Origin of the sequence: Halocella sp. SP3-1 (assembly GCF_003953885.1) — a bacterium.
GTDB classification, from domain to species: Bacteria; Bacillota; Halanaerobiia; order Halanaerobiales; family DTU029; genus Iocasia; species Iocasia fonsfrigidae.
On the sequence record NZ_CP032760.1, the window covers coordinates 53,318 to 70,664 of the forward strand.

At 36.1% G+C, this 17,347-nt stretch carries 14 protein-coding genes, 1 pseudogene and 1 other annotated feature; of the genes and pseudogenes, 2 read left to right on the forward strand and 13 right to left on the reverse strand.

Going from position 1 to position 17,347, the window contains the following annotated elements; all coding sequences use genetic code 11:
* Positions 1 to 223: 223 nt before the first annotated feature.
* The 11 genes and pseudogenes from cimA to D7D81_RS00280 form a co-directional block, all read right to left on the reverse strand.
* Positions 224 to 1,807, reverse strand: coding sequence for a citramalate synthase (gene cimA, locus D7D81_RS00230; RefSeq protein ID WP_125986204.1), 1,584 nt, complete (start codon positions 1,805 to 1,807; stop codon positions 224 to 226).
* Positions 1,807 to 2,868, reverse strand: a complete 1,062-nt coding sequence (locus tag D7D81_RS00235; RefSeq protein ID WP_125986206.1) for a 3-isopropylmalate dehydrogenase — start codon at positions 2,866 to 2,868, stop codon at positions 1,807 to 1,809. Before D7D81_RS00235 ends, cimA begins: the two co-directional genes overlap by 1 nt.
* Positions 2,869 to 3,360: a 3-isopropylmalate dehydratase small subunit gene (gene leuD, locus D7D81_RS00240; protein WP_125986208.1), complete on the reverse strand. Its 492-nt coding sequence runs from the start codon at positions 3,358 to 3,360 to the stop codon at positions 2,869 to 2,871.
* Entirely contained in the window at positions 3,357 to 4,622 is a 1,266-nt protein-coding gene (gene leuC / locus D7D81_RS00245; RefSeq protein WP_125986210.1) for a 3-isopropylmalate dehydratase large subunit, read from the reverse strand. The genes leuD and leuC overlap by 4 nt, the downstream gene beginning before the upstream one ends.
* Positions 4,623 to 4,693: 71 nt before the next feature.
* Positions 4,694 to 6,211 (reverse strand): 2-isopropylmalate synthase, encoded by a 1,518-nt coding sequence (locus D7D81_RS00250; protein ID WP_125986212.1) that lies wholly within the window; start codon positions 6,209 to 6,211, stop codon positions 4,694 to 4,696.
* 14 nt (positions 6,212 to 6,225) lie between these two features.
* Complete coding sequence (gene ilvC, locus D7D81_RS00255) at positions 6,226 to 7,215, reverse strand: ketol-acid reductoisomerase (RefSeq protein WP_125986214.1); 990 nt, start codon at positions 7,213 to 7,215, stop codon at positions 6,226 to 6,228.
* Between the two features lie 28 nt (positions 7,216 to 7,243).
* The gene (gene ilvN, locus D7D81_RS00260) at positions 7,244 to 7,732 is read right to left on the reverse strand and encodes an acetolactate synthase small subunit (RefSeq protein WP_125986216.1); all 489 of its coding nucleotides are present in this window, start codon (positions 7,730 to 7,732) and stop codon (positions 7,244 to 7,246) included.
* Positions 7,733 to 7,736: 4 nt separating this feature from the next.
* Positions 7,737 to 9,395, reverse strand: a complete 1,659-nt coding sequence (ilvB, locus tag D7D81_RS00265; protein WP_286169998.1) for a biosynthetic-type acetolactate synthase large subunit — start codon at positions 9,393 to 9,395, stop codon at positions 7,737 to 7,739.
* A 324-nt stretch (positions 9,396 to 9,719) separates the two neighbouring features.
* Positions 9,720 to 10,823 carry a histidinol-phosphate transaminase gene (hisC, locus tag D7D81_RS00270; RefSeq protein ID WP_125986221.1) on the reverse strand — a complete coding sequence of 368 codons (1,104 nt, stop codon included), beginning with the start codon at positions 10,821 to 10,823 and terminating at the stop codon, positions 9,720 to 9,722.
* 14 nt (positions 10,824 to 10,837) lie between these two features.
* Positions 10,838 to 11,686, reverse strand: a complete 849-nt coding sequence (gene pheA, locus D7D81_RS00275; RefSeq protein ID WP_125986223.1) for a prephenate dehydratase — start codon at positions 11,684 to 11,686, stop codon at positions 10,838 to 10,840.
* Between the two features lie 282 nt (positions 11,687 to 11,968).
* Positions 11,969 to 12,198 (reverse strand) — a binding site (T-box leader).
* Between the two features lie 141 nt (positions 12,199 to 12,339).
* Positions 12,340 to 13,411, reverse strand: a pseudogene (locus D7D81_RS00280) (IS30 family transposase).
* 292 nt (positions 13,412 to 13,703) lie between these two features.
* On the opposite strand from D7D81_RS00280, the gene D7D81_RS00285 reads away from it, so the two are divergent.
* Both D7D81_RS00285 and D7D81_RS00290 read left to right on the forward strand, forming a co-directional pair.
* Positions 13,704 to 14,333 (forward strand): response regulator, encoded by a 630-nt coding sequence (locus tag D7D81_RS00285; protein ID WP_125986225.1) that lies wholly within the window; start codon positions 13,704 to 13,706, stop codon positions 14,331 to 14,333.
* Positions 14,334 to 14,337: 4 nt separating this feature from the next.
* Positions 14,338 to 15,372, forward strand: coding sequence for a sensor histidine kinase (locus D7D81_RS00290; RefSeq protein ID WP_125986227.1), 1,035 nt, complete (start codon positions 14,338 to 14,340; stop codon positions 15,370 to 15,372).
* Positions 15,373 to 15,467: 95 nt separating this feature from the next.
* Here the strand turns inward: D7D81_RS00290 and D7D81_RS00295 are convergent, their stop codons facing one another.
* Both D7D81_RS00295 and D7D81_RS00300 read right to left on the reverse strand, forming a co-directional pair.
* A complete protein-coding gene (locus D7D81_RS00295; RefSeq protein WP_125986229.1) occupies positions 15,468 to 16,502 on the reverse strand; it encodes a hypothetical protein in 1,035 nt (344 codons plus the stop codon).
* 9 nt (positions 16,503 to 16,511) lie between these two features.
* Entirely contained in the window at positions 16,512 to 17,306 is a 795-nt protein-coding gene (locus D7D81_RS00300) for an outer membrane lipoprotein-sorting protein (protein WP_125986231.1), read from the reverse strand.
* Positions 17,307 to 17,347: the final 41 nt, after the last annotated feature.

A 17,347-nucleotide genomic window follows, 5' to 3' on the forward strand; every position in this document is an offset into this window, starting at 1 on the left:
TCACAGCAGCTTAAGTTTTAACGGTACAACCGGTGATTCCTACTTAGATTATGTTCAGAACCCAGCTCCAGGGCGGCTTAATCCCTTTCCTCACTCTTTATTTATATAATTATAAATATATAAAATATATTTAAACTATAAAACAATCTTCTTAATTATACCACAGCAATTTTATTTAATCAATCTAATCATAGAAATTAACTCAATAGTACTAAATATCCTGCTAATTAGCACTTAAACTACCGTTGTTTTTGGCTAGATAAAGAGCATATTCAAAACTATCAATCAGAGCCTGCCAGCTGGCCTGAATAATATTAGTTGACACACCAATCGTAGTCCAGGACTGTTCTGTATTAGAACTCTCTATTAAAACACGTACCTTGGCAGCAGTTCCATCTTTACCATTTAAAACACGCACCTTATAATCTATTAATTTCATTACATCTATGGATGGGAAAAAACTGAGCAGTGCCTTTCTTAAGGCATTATCAAGGGCATTAACCGGTCCATCTCCTTCGGCAACTATATGAACAGATTCCCCTTTCACCTTAAGTTTGACAACGGCTTCAGAATCAGTTTTTTTACCAAAATTATGGCTAATTATCTTAAAGTCTTCTACCCCAAAAAGTGAATGATAGTCTTCATATTCCCTGAGAAAAAGTAATTTAAGAGAAGCCTCAGCACCCTCAAACTGGTAACCTTGATATTCCATATCCTTGATCTTGGTAGCCAAGCTGCGGTATTCCTCTTTTGTAAAATTTGACAGGTCAAAACCTAGTTCCTGAAGTTTATATTTTAAATTACTCTTTCCTGATAGTTCAGAAACAAGTATCCTCCTCTTATTACCAAATATCTGAGGAGAGACATGTTCATAGGTCTCTGAATTTTTTTGCAGGGCATTTACATGCATCCCAGCTTTATGTGTAAAAGCACTGCTCCCTACATAGGGATGATTGTTCTCAGGAACCAGATTAGCTACCTCCATTATATAATAATAAAGAGAGGTTATTTTATTAACATTCAAATTACTAAGTTCAAGCTTATACTTCGTTTTTAAAGCAGGTATAATACTGGCAAGATCCGCATTACCACACCGTTCACCAATACCACCGATAGTTCCCTGAATCTGAACCGCTCCCAGTTCATAGGCAAGCAGCGAATTCGCTACAGCTACATCACTATCATTATGAGCGTGAATACCTAATGGTGCTGTCAAGGATTCCTTTACCTTAGCAATAGTATTAGCCAGCTGTGTCGGCAACTGCCCCCCATTGGTATCACATAAAACTAAAACCTCTGCACCTGCTTCATAGGCAACCTTCAGGGTCTCCAGGGCATATGTTGGATTACTAGCAAAGCCATCAAAAAAATGCTCAGCATCAAAAATAACCTGCATATTATTTTCAACCAGATATTTTATTGTATCCTCAATCAGGGCCAGATTTTCATCCAGGGATATTTTAAGGACATCAGTAACATGAAAATCCCAGGACTTACCGAAAATAGCGACTGTATCCACCCCGGAATCTATCATTTTCTTGATATTTAAATCATCTTTAATATCAATACCATACCTCTTGGTAGAACTAAAAGCAACAATCTTACTATGTTTTAGTTTTAAATCCCTGATTGCCGCAAAAAATTCTTCATCTTTAGGGTTAGAACCAGGCCAACCCCCTTCAATATAATCAATCCCAAAATCATCAAGTTTTTTAACTATCTTTATCTTATCATCAACAGTAAAAGATACACCTTCACCCTGTGCTCCATCCCTTAAGGTTGTATCATAAAATGTTAATGATTTCATTATTTATCCCCCTTCAGTTCTTTAAGAACCTTAACAAGGTGATTTCCTACTTCAGAGGTGCTCAGTTCTCCACCCATATCAGGTGTTACTTTATTATTATCTATCGAAGACTGAACAGCCTGATCAACCATAGCGGATAATTCTTCATGGCCAAGGTATTCGACAATCATACCGGCAGCCAGGATTGTTGCCAGTGGGTTAGCAATATTCTGTCCGGCAATATCAGGTGCAGAACCATGAACTGGTTCAAACATAGAAACAGTATCAGGGTTAATATTACCAGAAACCGCCAGACCCATCCCCCCCTGTAATTCTGCCCCAAGGTCAGTAATAATATCCCCAAAGAGATTACAGGTGACAATAACATCAAATATTTCCGGGTTTCTTACCATCTTCATCGTAATAGCATCAATAAGGTAATGGTTAGTCTCTACATCACTATACTCCTGAGCCATTGCTTTGAAGGCCCTCTGCCACAGGTTGTGAGCATAAGTCAGGACATTACTCTTATCAGAAACAGTTAACTTCCCTCCAGTCTTACGGGCATATTCAAAGGCATATTTGAGTATCCTGTCAACACCTTTTCTGCTAGCAATCATCTCCTGGGTAGCTATCTCATCAGGGGTGTCTTTTTTTAGAAAACCACCAATACCTGCATAAAGTCCTTCTGTATTTTCACGAACAACTGTAAAATTAATTTCATCAACACCCTTACCTTTTAAAGGAGAAAACCTATCATTATATAATTTTACTGGACGCAAATTAACATACTGATCAAAATAAAATCTTAATTTAAGGAGAATACCCTTTTCCAAAATTCCAGGCTCAACAGCAGGGTCACCTACCGCTCCTAAAAAAATAGCATCAAAGGTTTCCAGCTCATTTAATATATTATCAGGAACCAGTTCCCCATATTTTAAATACCTGGCAGCACCAAGATCAAATTCTTTAAAACCAAGACCTAACTCATAAGTGCTATTCAAATATTCTAAGACCTTAACTCCCTCATTTACAACCTCTTTACCGATCCCATCACCAGGAATAACAGCAATTTTCGCCATTTAACCAACCTCCCCTTTTACTTTCTCAATCAAACCGCCGGCCTTGATAATATCCTGCATAAACTCAGGGAAAGGTGCTGCTTGATATGTTTGATCCGTATCCAGGTCCTTTATCTCGCCACTATCAAGATCTACTGCTAATCTAGCCCCGGCTTTAATGCCTTTTACTGCTTCTGGAGAAGTCAGAATAGGGAGGCCTATATTAATTGAATTACGGTAGAAAATACGGGCAAAACTCTCAGCAATAACACAGGAAACACCAGCTGTTTTGATAGCAAGGGGGGCATGCTCCCTTGAACTACCTGAACCAAAGTTCTTGCCGCCAACTATTATATCTCCCTCGGCTACCTCCTGCGCAAAATTCTCATCAATATCTTCCATACAATGGGCAGCCAGTTCCCGGGGATCAGAATTATTAAGATACCTTGCTGGTATGATCACATCAGTATCGACATTGTCTCCATATTTAAAAACCTTACCTGTTAACTTCATTCTACTACCTCCTCAGGACTAGCTATATATCCTTTAACCGCTGACGCAGCTGCCACTGCTGGGTTAGATAAATATACTTCACTTTCAGGGTGACCCATTCTACCAACAAAATTCCGGTTAGTAGTTGAAATAGCCCTTTCCCCTTTAGCCAGAATTCCCATATGTCCGCCAAGACATGGGCCACAGGTCGGTGTGCTTACTGCTACACCAGCATCAATAAAAATTTCAAATAATCCTTCTTTCATAGCCTGCTTATAGATCTCCTGAGTACCTGGTAATACAATACAGCGGACATCTTTATGGACATGTTTATTTTTAAGGACCTCAGCAGCAATTCGCAGGTCTTCCAGGCGTCCATTGGTACAGGAACCAATAACAGACTGCTGTATCTTAACATCCCCTGCCTTACTAACAGGACGGGTGTTTTCCGGCAGATGGGGGAAGGCAACCTGAGGTTCTATCTCACTTACATCATATTCAATTACACGATCATAGACTGCATCATTATCACTATAGTAGGTAGTAAAATCCCTTACAGCCCTATCTGTTAAATACTCCCTTGTCTTATCATCACAGGCAATAAGCCCACATTTACCACCTGCTTCAATAGCCATATTAGACATTGTCATTCTACCATCCATTGACAGGTTCTCAATAGCCTCACCAGTAAATTCCATTGCTTTATAAAGGGCCCCATCAACTCCTATCTTACCAATTGTATAGAGGATCAAGTCTTTACCACTTACCCAGGGGTTAAGTTTACCTGTATAGACGAACTTGATTGTTTCCGGAACCCTGAACCACAATTCACCAGTAGCCATAGCTGCCGCCATATCTGTACTACCAACCCCAGTGGCCAGAGCACCTAATGCTCCATAGGTACAGGTATGTGAATCTGCCCCAACTATAATTTCACCAGGCAGGGTCAAACCCTTTTCTGGTAAGAGGCAGTGCTCAATCCCCATCTCCCCTACTTCAAAATAATTAGTAATTTCCTTCTCCCGGGCAAAGTTTCTGACCATTAAGGCCTGCTGAGCAGAATTTATATCTTTATTTGGTGTAAAATGATCTGGCACTATTGCCACCCTATCTCTATCAAATACAGAATCTACTCCAATTTTATTAAATTCTTTAATGGCAACAGGTGTTGTGACATCATTTCCCAGAACCAGATCTACCCTGGCATTAACTATCTGACCGGGTTTAACACTATCATTATCTGAATGGGCGGCTATAATCTTCTCTACCATAGTCATCCCCATATAATTACCCCCTCTGTTTATATTCAAACCTCATATCTTTACTTCTTATCTTACTTCTTACCTCTGACTTCTTATTTCCGATTGGTCGACATATATCTATTAATCGCCTCAAGATAAGACAATGTACTGGCATAGGTGATATCTGTTTGAGCTGAATGGCCTATATATGTCTTGTCATCAATCTCAAGTTTTACTACTACTTCACCCAGGGCATCTGTACCTTCAGTAATAGCATCAATCTTATAGGAGATTAATTTTATATTATCAAAGTCAAGGACTTCATTTATGGCCTGAAAAATAGCATCTATCGGGCCATCACCACTACAGGCTGCTTTTTCTAAAATATCGTCCTCTTTCTTGATTCTAATAGTTGCCGTGGGAAGTACTGTATTACCTGTTGAGACAGAAACATAATCAAGTTCATAAATAGTATCTATGGCATGTATTTCGTTATTAATCAAAGCCTCAATATCCATAGGTTTTAACTTTTTCTTCTTATCAGCCAATTTTTTGAATTCCCTGAAAAGGTCTTCAAATTTTTCCTCACTGAGCTCATAACCACTTTTTTCTACAAAATCCCTGAGGGCATGACGCCCAGAGTGTTTACCCAGTACCAGACTGTTTTCATTAAGACCAATGCTCTTAGCATCCATAATCTCATAGGTAGTTCTCTCTTTGATAACACCATCCTGATGAATTCCAGCTTCATGGGCAAAGGCATTTTTACCCACTATAGCCTTATTGGCCTGAATATCCATACCAGTTAAATTAGCAACCATTCTACTTAATCTCATAATCTGGGTAGTATCCTGATTTACAGCCAGATTATAATAATCTTTTCTGGTAGCCAGAGCCATAATTATCTCTTCAAGGGCGGTATTACCTGCCCTTTCACCTATTCCATTGACAGCTACCTCTACCTGTTCTGCTCCATTTTCCAGAGCAGCCAGACTATTAGCAACCGCCAGACCTAAATCATTGTGGCAGTGCACACTAATCTCAGCTTGATTAATATTACTGACATTTTCTTTAATACCCTTAATTAAATTGCCAAACTCTCCAGGGGTAGCATAACCAACTGTATCAGGGATATTTAAGACAGTAGCACCAGCTTTAATAACCTCTTTAAAGAGACGGTAGAGAAACTCAGGCTTACTCCGTGAGCCATCCTCAGGTGAAAACTCAATATTGGGGGTATACTGCCGCGCATGCTTTACAGCAAAGACAGCCCTTTCCAGGACCTCATCCTCTGTCATCTTTAATTTGTATTTCATATGGATCGGCGAGGTAGCAATAAACACATGTAGTCTCGGGTTTTCAGCCCCTTTAAGTGCCTCCCAAGCCCGATCAATATCCTTTTGATTTGACCTGGCCAGACCTGCTATTTCTACATCTCTAACTACTTCGGCAATAGCCTTTACTGCTGCAAAATCCCCTGGTGAAGCAATCGGAAACCCGGCTTCTATCACATCTACCTTAAGTCTGGCCAGCTGTTTAGCTATAGCCAGTTTTTCTTCAGTAATTAGATTAACACCAGGCGATTGTTCTCCATCCCTTAATGTTGTATCAAATATCTTGATCCTTTTCATAATATTTTCACTTCCTATTTAATCCAGGACATCATACCACGCAGTTTCTTGCCTACTTTTTCCAGGAGTGAGTCTTCATCCTTTTTAGTAAGGGCATTAAATAAGGGTCGGTTAGCTCTGTTTTCCAGGATCCAATCCCTGGCAAACTTACCGTTCTGTATATCTTCAAGGACACTCTTCATTTCTGCCTTGACATTATCATTGATTAATCTTGGACCAACTGTAATATCACCATACTGGGCAGTATCACTAACCGAATACCTCATATTACCCAGTCCACCTTCATAAAGGAGGTCAACAATCAATTTAAGTTCATGTAAACACTCAAAATAGGCTATTTCAGGTTGATAACCTGCTTCAACCAGTGTTTCAAAACCAGCCTTTACCAATGCTGTAGTACCACCACAGAGGACAGCCTGCTCACCAAAGAGGTCTGTCTCTGTCTCTTCTTTAAAAGTAGTTTTAATAACACCAGCCCTGGTACAGCCTATACCCTTAGCATAAGCAAGACCTACTTCTTTAGCCTTACCAGTATAGTCCTGTTCTATTGCCAGCAGTCCAGGAACCCCCCTACCTTCTTCATACATTCTTCTTACTAAATGTCCGGGGCTTTTAGGGGCTACCATAAATACATCCACATTCTCCGGAGGTACAATCTGACCAAAGTGAATATTGAAACCATGTGAAAAGACCAGGGCATTACCCTCCACTAGATTCTTCTCAATATCATTCTTATAGACTGCACTCTGCACCTCATCAGGTATTAGCAGCTGTACAATATCAGCCCTGGCAGCAGCTTCAGCAGTATTATATACCTCAAAACCAAAATCCTCAGCAGTAGTCTTACTCTTACTACCCTCTTTTAAACCAATAATAACATCTAACCCGCTCTCTTTAAGGTTCTGAGCCTGAGCATGACCCTGACTACCATATCCAATAATAGCAATTGTCTTACCACTAAGCAGGTCTAAATTCGCATCTTTGTCATAATAAATCTCTAACATCTTACTTCACTCTCCTCAAAGGTTTATATTATTTATCTAATAACTGCCCTCTACCAAGGGCTATTATCCCTGTTCTAACAATATCTTGAATACCAAAATCCTTTAGGACCTCAATCAGGGCTTCAATCTTATTCTCTGTTCCTGTCGCTTCAATCATAACATTATCTGTAGAGAGGTCAACTACCTTTCCCCTGAATGTATCAACAATCTGTATAATCTCTGACCTATGTTCCCTGGTACAGTTAACCCTGATCAAAGCCAGATCACGGTCAACAATATTACTCTGATCAAGGTCAGTAATCTTGATTACATCTATGAGTTTATGGAGCTGTTTTTTTACCTGTTCCAGGGTCTGATCATTCCCTTTAACCACAATAGTCATTCGTGAATAAGAAGGGTCTTCTGTCTCACCTACATTTAGACTATCTATATTAAAATTTCGGCGGGCAAATAGACCTGTAATCCTATTTAAGACACCCGGTTGATTTAATACTGTTACAGACAAAATATGTTTCACTCTATTAACCCCCAATCATATCTTTTATTCCCGCACCGGCAGGTACCATTGGAAAAACATTTTCTTCCTGAGCAACCTTAATATCAAGTAGAACAGGTCCTTCATATTCAAAGGCCTTATTTAAAGCAGGTAATAAATCTTCTTTCTCTTCTATTCTTAGAGCAAAAATGCCAAAGGCCTCTGCCAATTTAACAAAATCAGGATTATCCAACATCGTTGCTGAATACCTTTTTTCAAAAAACAATTCCTGCCACTGTCTGACCATACCAAGTGTACCATTGTTTAAAATCACTGTTTTAACCGGTATCTTATAATTGCTGATAGTTGCTAATTCCTGTAAATTCATTTGGAAACTACCATCACCAGAGATATTAACAACTGTTTTATCAGGTCTACCTATTTGAACCCCATAAGCAGCAGGGAGTCCATATCCCATAGTCCCTAAACCACCTGAACTAAAAAAGGTACGTGGTTTAGAATATTTATAGAATTGTGCCGCCCACATCTGATGTTGACCCACCTCTGTTACAATTAAGGCCTCACCCTCAGTAATTTTATAAATACTTTCAATTACAGATTGTGGTAATATTTCATCTGCATTATTATTATATTTAAGGGGATGAGATTTTTTCCAGTCATCAATCTGACTTAACCACTCTTTTCTATCTTTATCTTTAATTAAAGGGAGTAACTCCCTGACAATATTTTTAGCATCACCAACAATCGGAATTAATATCTCTACATTTTTACTAATTTCCGCAGGGTCTATATCAATATGAATAACCTCAGCCTGAGAAGCAAATTTATCAAGCCTACCTGTAACCCTATCATCAAAACGTGTCCCAATAGCAATAATAAGGTCTGTCTCGCAAAAGGCATAATTGGCATAACGAGTACCGTGCATACCAGGCATACCAAGTGATAACTGGTCATCACCAGGGAAAGACCCTAAGCCCATAAGTGATGTTATTACTGGAATATTTCCCTTCAAGGCCAATTCCTTTAATTCTTCAGCGGCCTCAGAGATAATAACTCCACCACCAGCAAAAATAACCGGTTTTTTAGCCTTATTTATCTTTTCTGCTGCAAGCTTTACCTGACGGCTGTGACCCTTATAGGTTGGTTTATAGCCAGGCAGGTCCGATTCAGCTGGGTAGCTATATTCAGCCTCTGCCTTAACTACATCGACAGGTAGATCAATTAATACCGGTCCAGGTCTTCCCGTTTTGGCAATATAAAAGGCATCTTTAATTGTTTTGGCCAGATCATTAACATCTGTTACCAGGTAATTGTGTTTAGTAACCGGCATGGTAATTCCCTTTATATCAGCTTCCTGAAAAGAGTCTTTACCGATCTGTGAAGTAGCTACCTGACCTGTAAAAGCCACCACTGGAACTGAATCCATGTATGCATTAGCAAGCCCAGTAACCAGATTAGTAGCACCAGGGCCAGAGGTAGCAATACAAACCCCAACCCTTCCAGTGCTACGAGCATAGCCATCAGCAGCATGAATTGCTCCCTGTTCATGCCTGGCAAGATAATGTTTAATTGGAGATTCATATAATAAATCATATATATGGATTACTTTTCCACCAGGATAACCAAAAATCACTTCTACATTCTCCGCTAACAGACTCTTAATTAAGATATCTGCCCCTGACATTACTGTCAATAAAATCACCTCTCCTTAATTATAAAAAATTAAGCCCTGAATATAGCTATTCAGGGCTTTTAATACCAAAAAGATACAGATTTATCTTATATAAATATCTTTCTAATATAAAAGAAGTATCCCTACTAACTACTATTGCCTTCTTCTATACCTCTTATAAATTTATATTATATTTTTCTTTTATAACTACTTCTCTTGATCACAATCAAGCAAATATAAATCCCCTTAACTAATTCCTGATCACTAATTCGGAGATTTAAAAGTTTAAAACTAATTCCTGATTTTAGGTCAATTATTTAATTAATAATTATATTACTATGACCTTAAAATGTCAATACAATTAATGAAATATTTATTTTCCTCAGGAAGTCCAATGCTCAATCTAATATGTTCAGGATACCCCAGTGGTTTACCAGGTCTAATAATAAGCCCCATCTCCAGTAAACGCTGAAAAACACCCATTGAATCCATCTTGAGGTTTATTAACATAAAATTTGCTTCTGTTGGCACATACTCAATACCTCTTTTGTTCAGTTCTTGGTATAAATACTCCTTACCCTTTTCATTTATCTGAAGTGATTTTTCCAAAAAAGCGGTGTCCTTAAGGGCTGCTCTGGCAGCTGCCTGAACTATTCGATTAACATTAAACGGGTCTCTGGCCTTCCTTAATATCTCTATAACCCCTTTACCGGCAACAGCATAGCCTAGCCTTAGTCCAGCTAAACCATAGGCTTTAGAAAAAGTCCTTAAAACAATAATTGGATACCCTTTTTGGATATACTCGATCCCATCTGGATAATTCTCATCCTGTACATATTCATAATATGCTTCATCCATAACAACAATAGTCCCTTCAGGTAAGGTTTCAAGCAAATTGTCAAGCTCACTCCGACTAAATATCGTACCAGCAGGATTATGTGGATTTGTTAAAAAAATCATCTTTGTTTTAGCTGTAACAGCCTCTGCTATTGCCCGTAAATTCTGTCTATAATCATCCATACAAATCCTGACAAGCTGGCTCCCCATTAAATGTGAAACAAAAACATACTCTACAAAAGTAGGGTGTGATATAATAACTTCATCTTCAGCTGTTAAAAAAGCCTCAGCAATCACCTTCAATAGACCATCAGAGCCATTACCAAACAAAATCATTTCTTCATTAATTGATAGCTTATCTGCTAAAAGACCTTTTAATGTACGACAGGCCCCATCCGGGTAACGGTTAACTACCTCCATTTCAGCAGCAACAGCCTTTTTTACCTGTTCAGAAACCCTTAAGGGGTTTTCATTAGAAGCCAGTTTAACAATTTTATCAAGGCTAAACTCCTTCTTAACTTCATCAATCGGCTTGCCCGGTATATACGGCTTGAGTTTATTGAGTTCTTTCCTCATCAAATCCTTTACATCAATACCAATCATTAGAAAAAACCTCCTTAAATTTTTTCAATAAGATAACTCCCCAGTACCCTGAAAAAAGATGACTTTTCCTGTACACCATCAAGTGCCTTCTTAATATTTTTTTCCTGTCTATGACCCTCAAAATCAATATAAAAAAGATACTCCCCTAACTGTCTTTTAGTTGGCCTTGATTCAATCCTGGTTAAATTAACCCCTTCCTCTGCAAAATCACCAAGGATATTATATAAGGCTCCTGACTTGTTTATCCTGGGGGCACATATTAAAGATGTCTTATAGTCCCTATCCTTTTTATACACCAGACCACCAATATCAAGCTTATTAGCTATGACAAAAAACCTGGTAAAGTTATTGTCATTATCCTGAATTTTTTTAGCAATAACCTCCAGTCCATAGATACCACTTATTCGTTCAGAACCTATAACAGCACTATCACTACTACCTTTCACAATTTCAGCAGCCTCAGCTGTACTTGCTGTATAGCTAATACTGGCAGCAGCCAGTTTGCTATTAATAAATTTATTGGACTGACCAATAGGTTGGGGGTGTGAATATACCTTAGTGATATCAGCCAGCCCAACACCCTTTTCTACCAGCAGACAATTATTTATTGGAAAAATAAGTTCAGCAAGGATAGTTACAAAGGAATTACTATAGAGGAGGTCCATACTAACATTTACAGCCCCTTCCAGGGAATTTTCAATTGGTACCAATCCCCTGTCTATCTCCCCGGACTGGATTGCTTCAAAGATATTATATATAGAATTATAAGATACCAATTTTTCATCAGCCGTAAAATAACTTATCCCAGCCTGTTCACTATACGTCCCCGGCGGTCCCAGATATCCACACTTCAGTATACCCATAACTTACACTCCCTCTTTCTTTTTATTATTTAAAAAGCAAAACTATAAACCAGACTGATATATTTACTGGACGACTCTAGAAATTGTCTGAAGGCATGGACGCCGGAAGACAATTTCTCGACAGTAAACGAAGGCAGGACGCCGTAGTGCAACCCCAAACTGTTCTTGCACGCTCTGCTTAGATGCGGAGTGTCTGCGGTGCACGACAAGGTAAGTAAATATATCGGTCGGCCTTCAAAGTAATCATTCATTATAAAAAGATAATAAAAAAACTTGCTCCCTGCAAGGAACAAGTCTTTATCTCGTATACCATCCTTATGGCCTTTTAAAACTACTAAAAAACAATAGTTTACCATGATAACGGTTGGTCTCCGTTAAGACCTAATATCTATTATCGCTTTCAGCCTACAACTCCCAGGGGAACTTCATTAAAAAGCACTTTATCAGGCTCTCACCAACCCTGACTCGCTACAAAATACTTGATAATTACTTTCCCTGTTCATAGTCTTTTTACACTTTTATTTTGTCACATATTATACAGAATTTATTTTCTCTTGTCAAGTAATTTTTGTTAATTTAGCCTCTTTATTAATTGCAAGTTAAAATGCACGGTTTCTTAAAATATTTTCATCTTCAATATTTGTTAATATATGTTAAGCAACATTAAATGTCTTTTCCTTAAATATTTCTCTAGACGTTTTGAACTCAAAGATTTTTCTCGGGTAGGTATTTATAAATTCTTGTATTCTTTTAACTTTATTTCTGGTTAATCCTTTGAAGCTAATTCCTTTGGGTAGAAACCTACGGATCATCTTATTTATGTTCTCATTTGTTCCTCTTTGCCAGCTGCAGTATGCATCACAATAATACTGTTTTGTCCTAGGAATACTACTCCCTGTAAAAGACTCTTCAATACCCTCATAATCTTTAAATTCAGACCCATTGTCTGTTGTAATTGTTTTAAATATCTTTCTAAATTTAACTACTCCATGGCGTCGCTCAATTCTATCTAGGCCTTTTATCACTGATTCCTGGGTTTTATTTGGAATTAATTCTATTATCTCTTTACGACTTGTTCTTTCACTCAATACAAGTAAATATGGTTCATTCTTGCCCTTTCTGCCTTCAACTAAATCCATCTCCCAATGTCCAACCTCTTGCCGCTTATCTGCTTCATTTGGTCGGTCTCTTATTGTCCTGTTTTGTTTATGATTTTTTGTTCTTTGACTCTCTTTCGGCTTCCTTTTTTTCTTTCTATATTCACCATAGATTAAGTTATTTCTTTCAATCTGTAATATCCCTTGATCTATATAATTATAAATTGTTTTCCAATGAATTGATATATCAAATTTATCACTTTCATCAATCATTAATGGCTATTACTTCTGGTGAATATTTCTCTTTAATTTTTTCTTCTATAAAACTTGCTAAATCAAAGTTTTTTCCTATTTTAAGTTTAGGCCCTTTTGCTGATGCATTAGTATCATATACACCCTGAGCTATCTCAGGAATATATTCTCCCTTATCTCTCCACATGTAGTCCTTTAGGATTGTAATTCCTTTTTTAATTTCTCTACTAATAGTGGTTCTATGGCAGTTCATCTCTCGGGCTATCTCAGTATAATTTTTTCCTTGCTTATTATATAAATGAGCTATGATTTTTCTATCTTCTAGAGTTAAGTGTTTTCCTTTTTTTCTTTGTATGTTATAATGAGTTTGACGCATATTCTGTATCCTCCTAATGTTTTGTGTGGTGCTTAACATTATATCGAAGATACAGATATGTGTCTATTTTTTTATTACCCCGTGCATTTAATTATACAATGTTTCTAATTTAGCCTCTTATTAATTGCAATTTAAAAACTATATCAATATACTCCTTTTGTACTAATTGAATCACAACCTTCTTAGCTTCAAAAAATTAGTGAAATAACATATAATATTTAGTATAAGTACAAGGAATTTTTGAAATTATTCAGAAGATAAATATTAAAATAACCACAAAGGAGAGTAAATAATGATTAAAATATATTTAGTCGACGACCATCCTTTTGTGCTGCAAGGTTTAAAGACTTTTTTAAGTACTAATGAAGAGATAGATATAATTGGAGAAGCAAGTAATGGAAAGGATGCCTTAGCAGATATCAAAGAGAAAAACCCCGAGATAGCTATTGTAGATTTACACCTTCCTGATATGACAGGAGTTGAGTTGACCAAAAAAATTCTAATGGTTAATCCCAGTGTACAGATAATAATACTCTCTAGCTTCTGTGAAGATGATGAAATTATAGCTGCAATTGATGCTGGAGCATTGAGTTATCTAATGAAAGATTCACAACCTCAAAAACTGACAGAAGCAATCTTTGCCGCTAAAAAAAGAGAGCCTATGTTACACCCTAGAATTGCCAAAAAATTGATGAAACGAATTACTAAAAAGAAAGCAGTGATAGAACCTCTTACCTCTAGGGAAAAGGATGTTTTATTACAACTAAGCAAAGGAAAGTCCAATAAAGCTATTGGCAAAGCCTTATTCATCTCTGATAAGACTGTTAAAACTCATATAAGTAATATACTAAGAAAGCTTGATGTAAAAGATAGAACTCAAGCTGCTATCAAAGCAATCGAAGAGAATCTAATCGGCAGGTGATATTATGTACAAAGATAATTTTATTAAGATGCTTAAAATGGCTAGAAAGTCTAGTTTAATAGGAATTGGAATATCATTAACTTTTATGTTAGCTTTCTACGAATCGCCAATAACTCTTTATACTTTAATAGGTTATATAGTCTTTGGAAGTTTAGTAGGTTTTTTTATCTCTCTAACTCTTGGCTTAGTTAACTATATATCATTTTCAAATAAAAATACTCACATATCCCTTCAAATTATAATAACCTATATTCTATCTTTTATAATCTTTTATATTATTGCCTTACCTTTCGCTTATATACAAGGATTATCTAAAACAACCTTAGTATATATAGCCTTAGGTAATGCTGTGGCTTCAGTAATGGTTTATCTATTCTTTGCTAATATTCATGAAAAGGAAGAGAGAATAAAGCTGGAACAAGAAAATAAAGAACTGGCTATCATTGAAGAAAGAAATAGAATTGCCCGTGAACTCCACGATTCTGTATCACAGAATCTATTTGGTATCAATCTTAATCTAAACACTTTAAACTACCTATTAGAGCATAACCCAGAAAAATCAAAGCATATGATTAAGCAATTACAAGAAATGATTCAAGAGGTTCAAGCAGAAATGAGACTAATGATTTATGAACTAAAACCTTTAGATTTAAGTAAAAGAGGCTTCTTAGAAACTATAGAAAACTTAATTACTTTATTTAAAAAAAGATATAATTTAGTTATCTCCTTTTCGCTTATAGGAAATGAAGATTTTATTGATAATGAAATACAACTTACACTATATAGAATAATACAAGAGGCTTTAAATAATATTGTTAAACATGCTAACGCAAGTAAAATTCAAATCTCTTTACAGTTACAAGAAGATAATATCCACTTATCTATCCATGATGATGGAGAAGGATTTAACCTAGAAGAGATAGATAAAAATAATAGTTTTGGTATACTAGGTATGGAAGAAAGAATTGCACAGATTAAGGGAAAATTACTAATTGAATCAACAGTTGGAGAAGGAACTACTATTCAAGCTATAATCTAAAAAAGCAGAGAAAAGGGATTCCTTTTCTCCACTTTCTCAAATCTTCACTTATCATATTCAAATTAATATTAACAAGATAATTTAAGCTCCCATACTTATAAAAGGTCAATAGAGACCTTAAAATTAATAGTTAAATCTTCAGGTTTACTTCCTATTCTACTACTTTTAGGACCAGAAAAGTGCTCTATCTCTATAGAATAAGTTAAATTTTCTATACCAGAATAAGATAAATTGAAAGTTCTAATATCTCCATGGTCATTTAAATCTATTACATCTTTTATCTGCCAGTTCCAATCACTAAAAAGGTCTCCATGGTTTCCTATAACCCAGACTAGATAATCACTCTTTTCACGATAGTATTCTAAAACAATTACTTTATCATTTTTAGTAATATACTCTCCACCAAAGAGATAGAGATTAGACTTCTCATCTAAAGAGTCCCAATAACGTTTATTATATTCTCCATATACAGCTAAACCATTAAGAAAATCTTTAGAGTAATTAATTCCTAGGTTAATGCCTTTCTTTTTCTTCTCACTATCTAACCTTTGGTCTGGATCTAAATCACTATTATCCTTAAGATAAGATAAAATTAAGGTATAATCACTGGTTTTAAGTAATGAATTATACTTAATCCAAGCAGAGTATAAGTCCTCATAATCACTATCAAAAGTACCGCCTACCTTAAAAGTAGAATTGAACGTCATCAAGCTAAACTCACTACCTAAATAACTCTCTTCATCATCCAAAGGATATGTAGGATAATACTCACTAAGCCCTTTCCCCCAAGTCCAGTACCCCTTCCCAAACTCTAATATACTATCTCCAACCATTGTATTAATTAAAAATTCATCAAGGTATACAGAATCTTCCTCTGTTTCTCCTTTTACCCTTAAGTCATACTGATAAAGACCATATATCCCTGAAGCACTTAACTCCAGGGTAGTATCTACACTACTTTCTGAGTCAAGGATGTATGAATCAGGCAAATTATCATTATCAATATGGGAATAATCAAATTCAGTAATTAATTTACTGTCCAGTTCAATAGCCATAGCATTATTAACAAGCCGTAAAATAATAATTATTAAGAAAGTTAATATCATTAAGATTTTTTTATAATTAGCCATTTTATGCCTTTAATCTTTAATGAGCAAATCAAATCTACTCATCATTAGTGGTTGAAAAACCCTTGGTGACAACTCCTTAACCTGTATACCTATATACTTTAACTCTGTAACTCTATCTTGATCTTGTAATAGATTTTTGATAACTATATCAGCAATCTCATGATTTCCTATTCTCCTATGATTCTTATAATTTAATTCCTTTAATGGAGTACCACTGACAGCTTTTAATATAACATGTTTAATACTATTTGTATCCTTGCTGATAGTTAATTTCACTTGCTGATAAGTAGTCTTTTCATCTTTGGCAAGCAAATCTATAATATAAGAATCTTCTACTTCATGAAATTCTTTTACATCATAGTCTCTATAATAATTAATACCAACTGTTTCTCCTATACCAGCATCCCCAAATATTCTTTGTTGTCCCGAAATTCTAATTGGCCGCCGAAGATTCTTTTTAGACATCCAATTATTAGTTCCTATAATTAAGAATTTATTATCAACTAAATCTTCTGGTGCAGTAAAGGTTACCATTTGTCGCTCCCCACCATTATAAATATAAACTCTTAATGCTGAACTATTGGTTTTCGTCTCTTCTCCATCATTAATTTTATCCTTCTCTTTAACTTTTTCGATTACTGTACAGTCCATTTCAATTAGATAGGAATTTTCATGTAAATTTTGCTTATCAAAAGCTAACTTTACGATTTCTTTAGGATCAGTAGCATACGTTTTACTTGTATCTAATAAAAATATGAATATTATCAAAAGTAATGTCATAAACTTTTTATTTATCACCTTCATTAGGAACACCCCTCTTTTTAATTAAGGGCAACTATAATCAC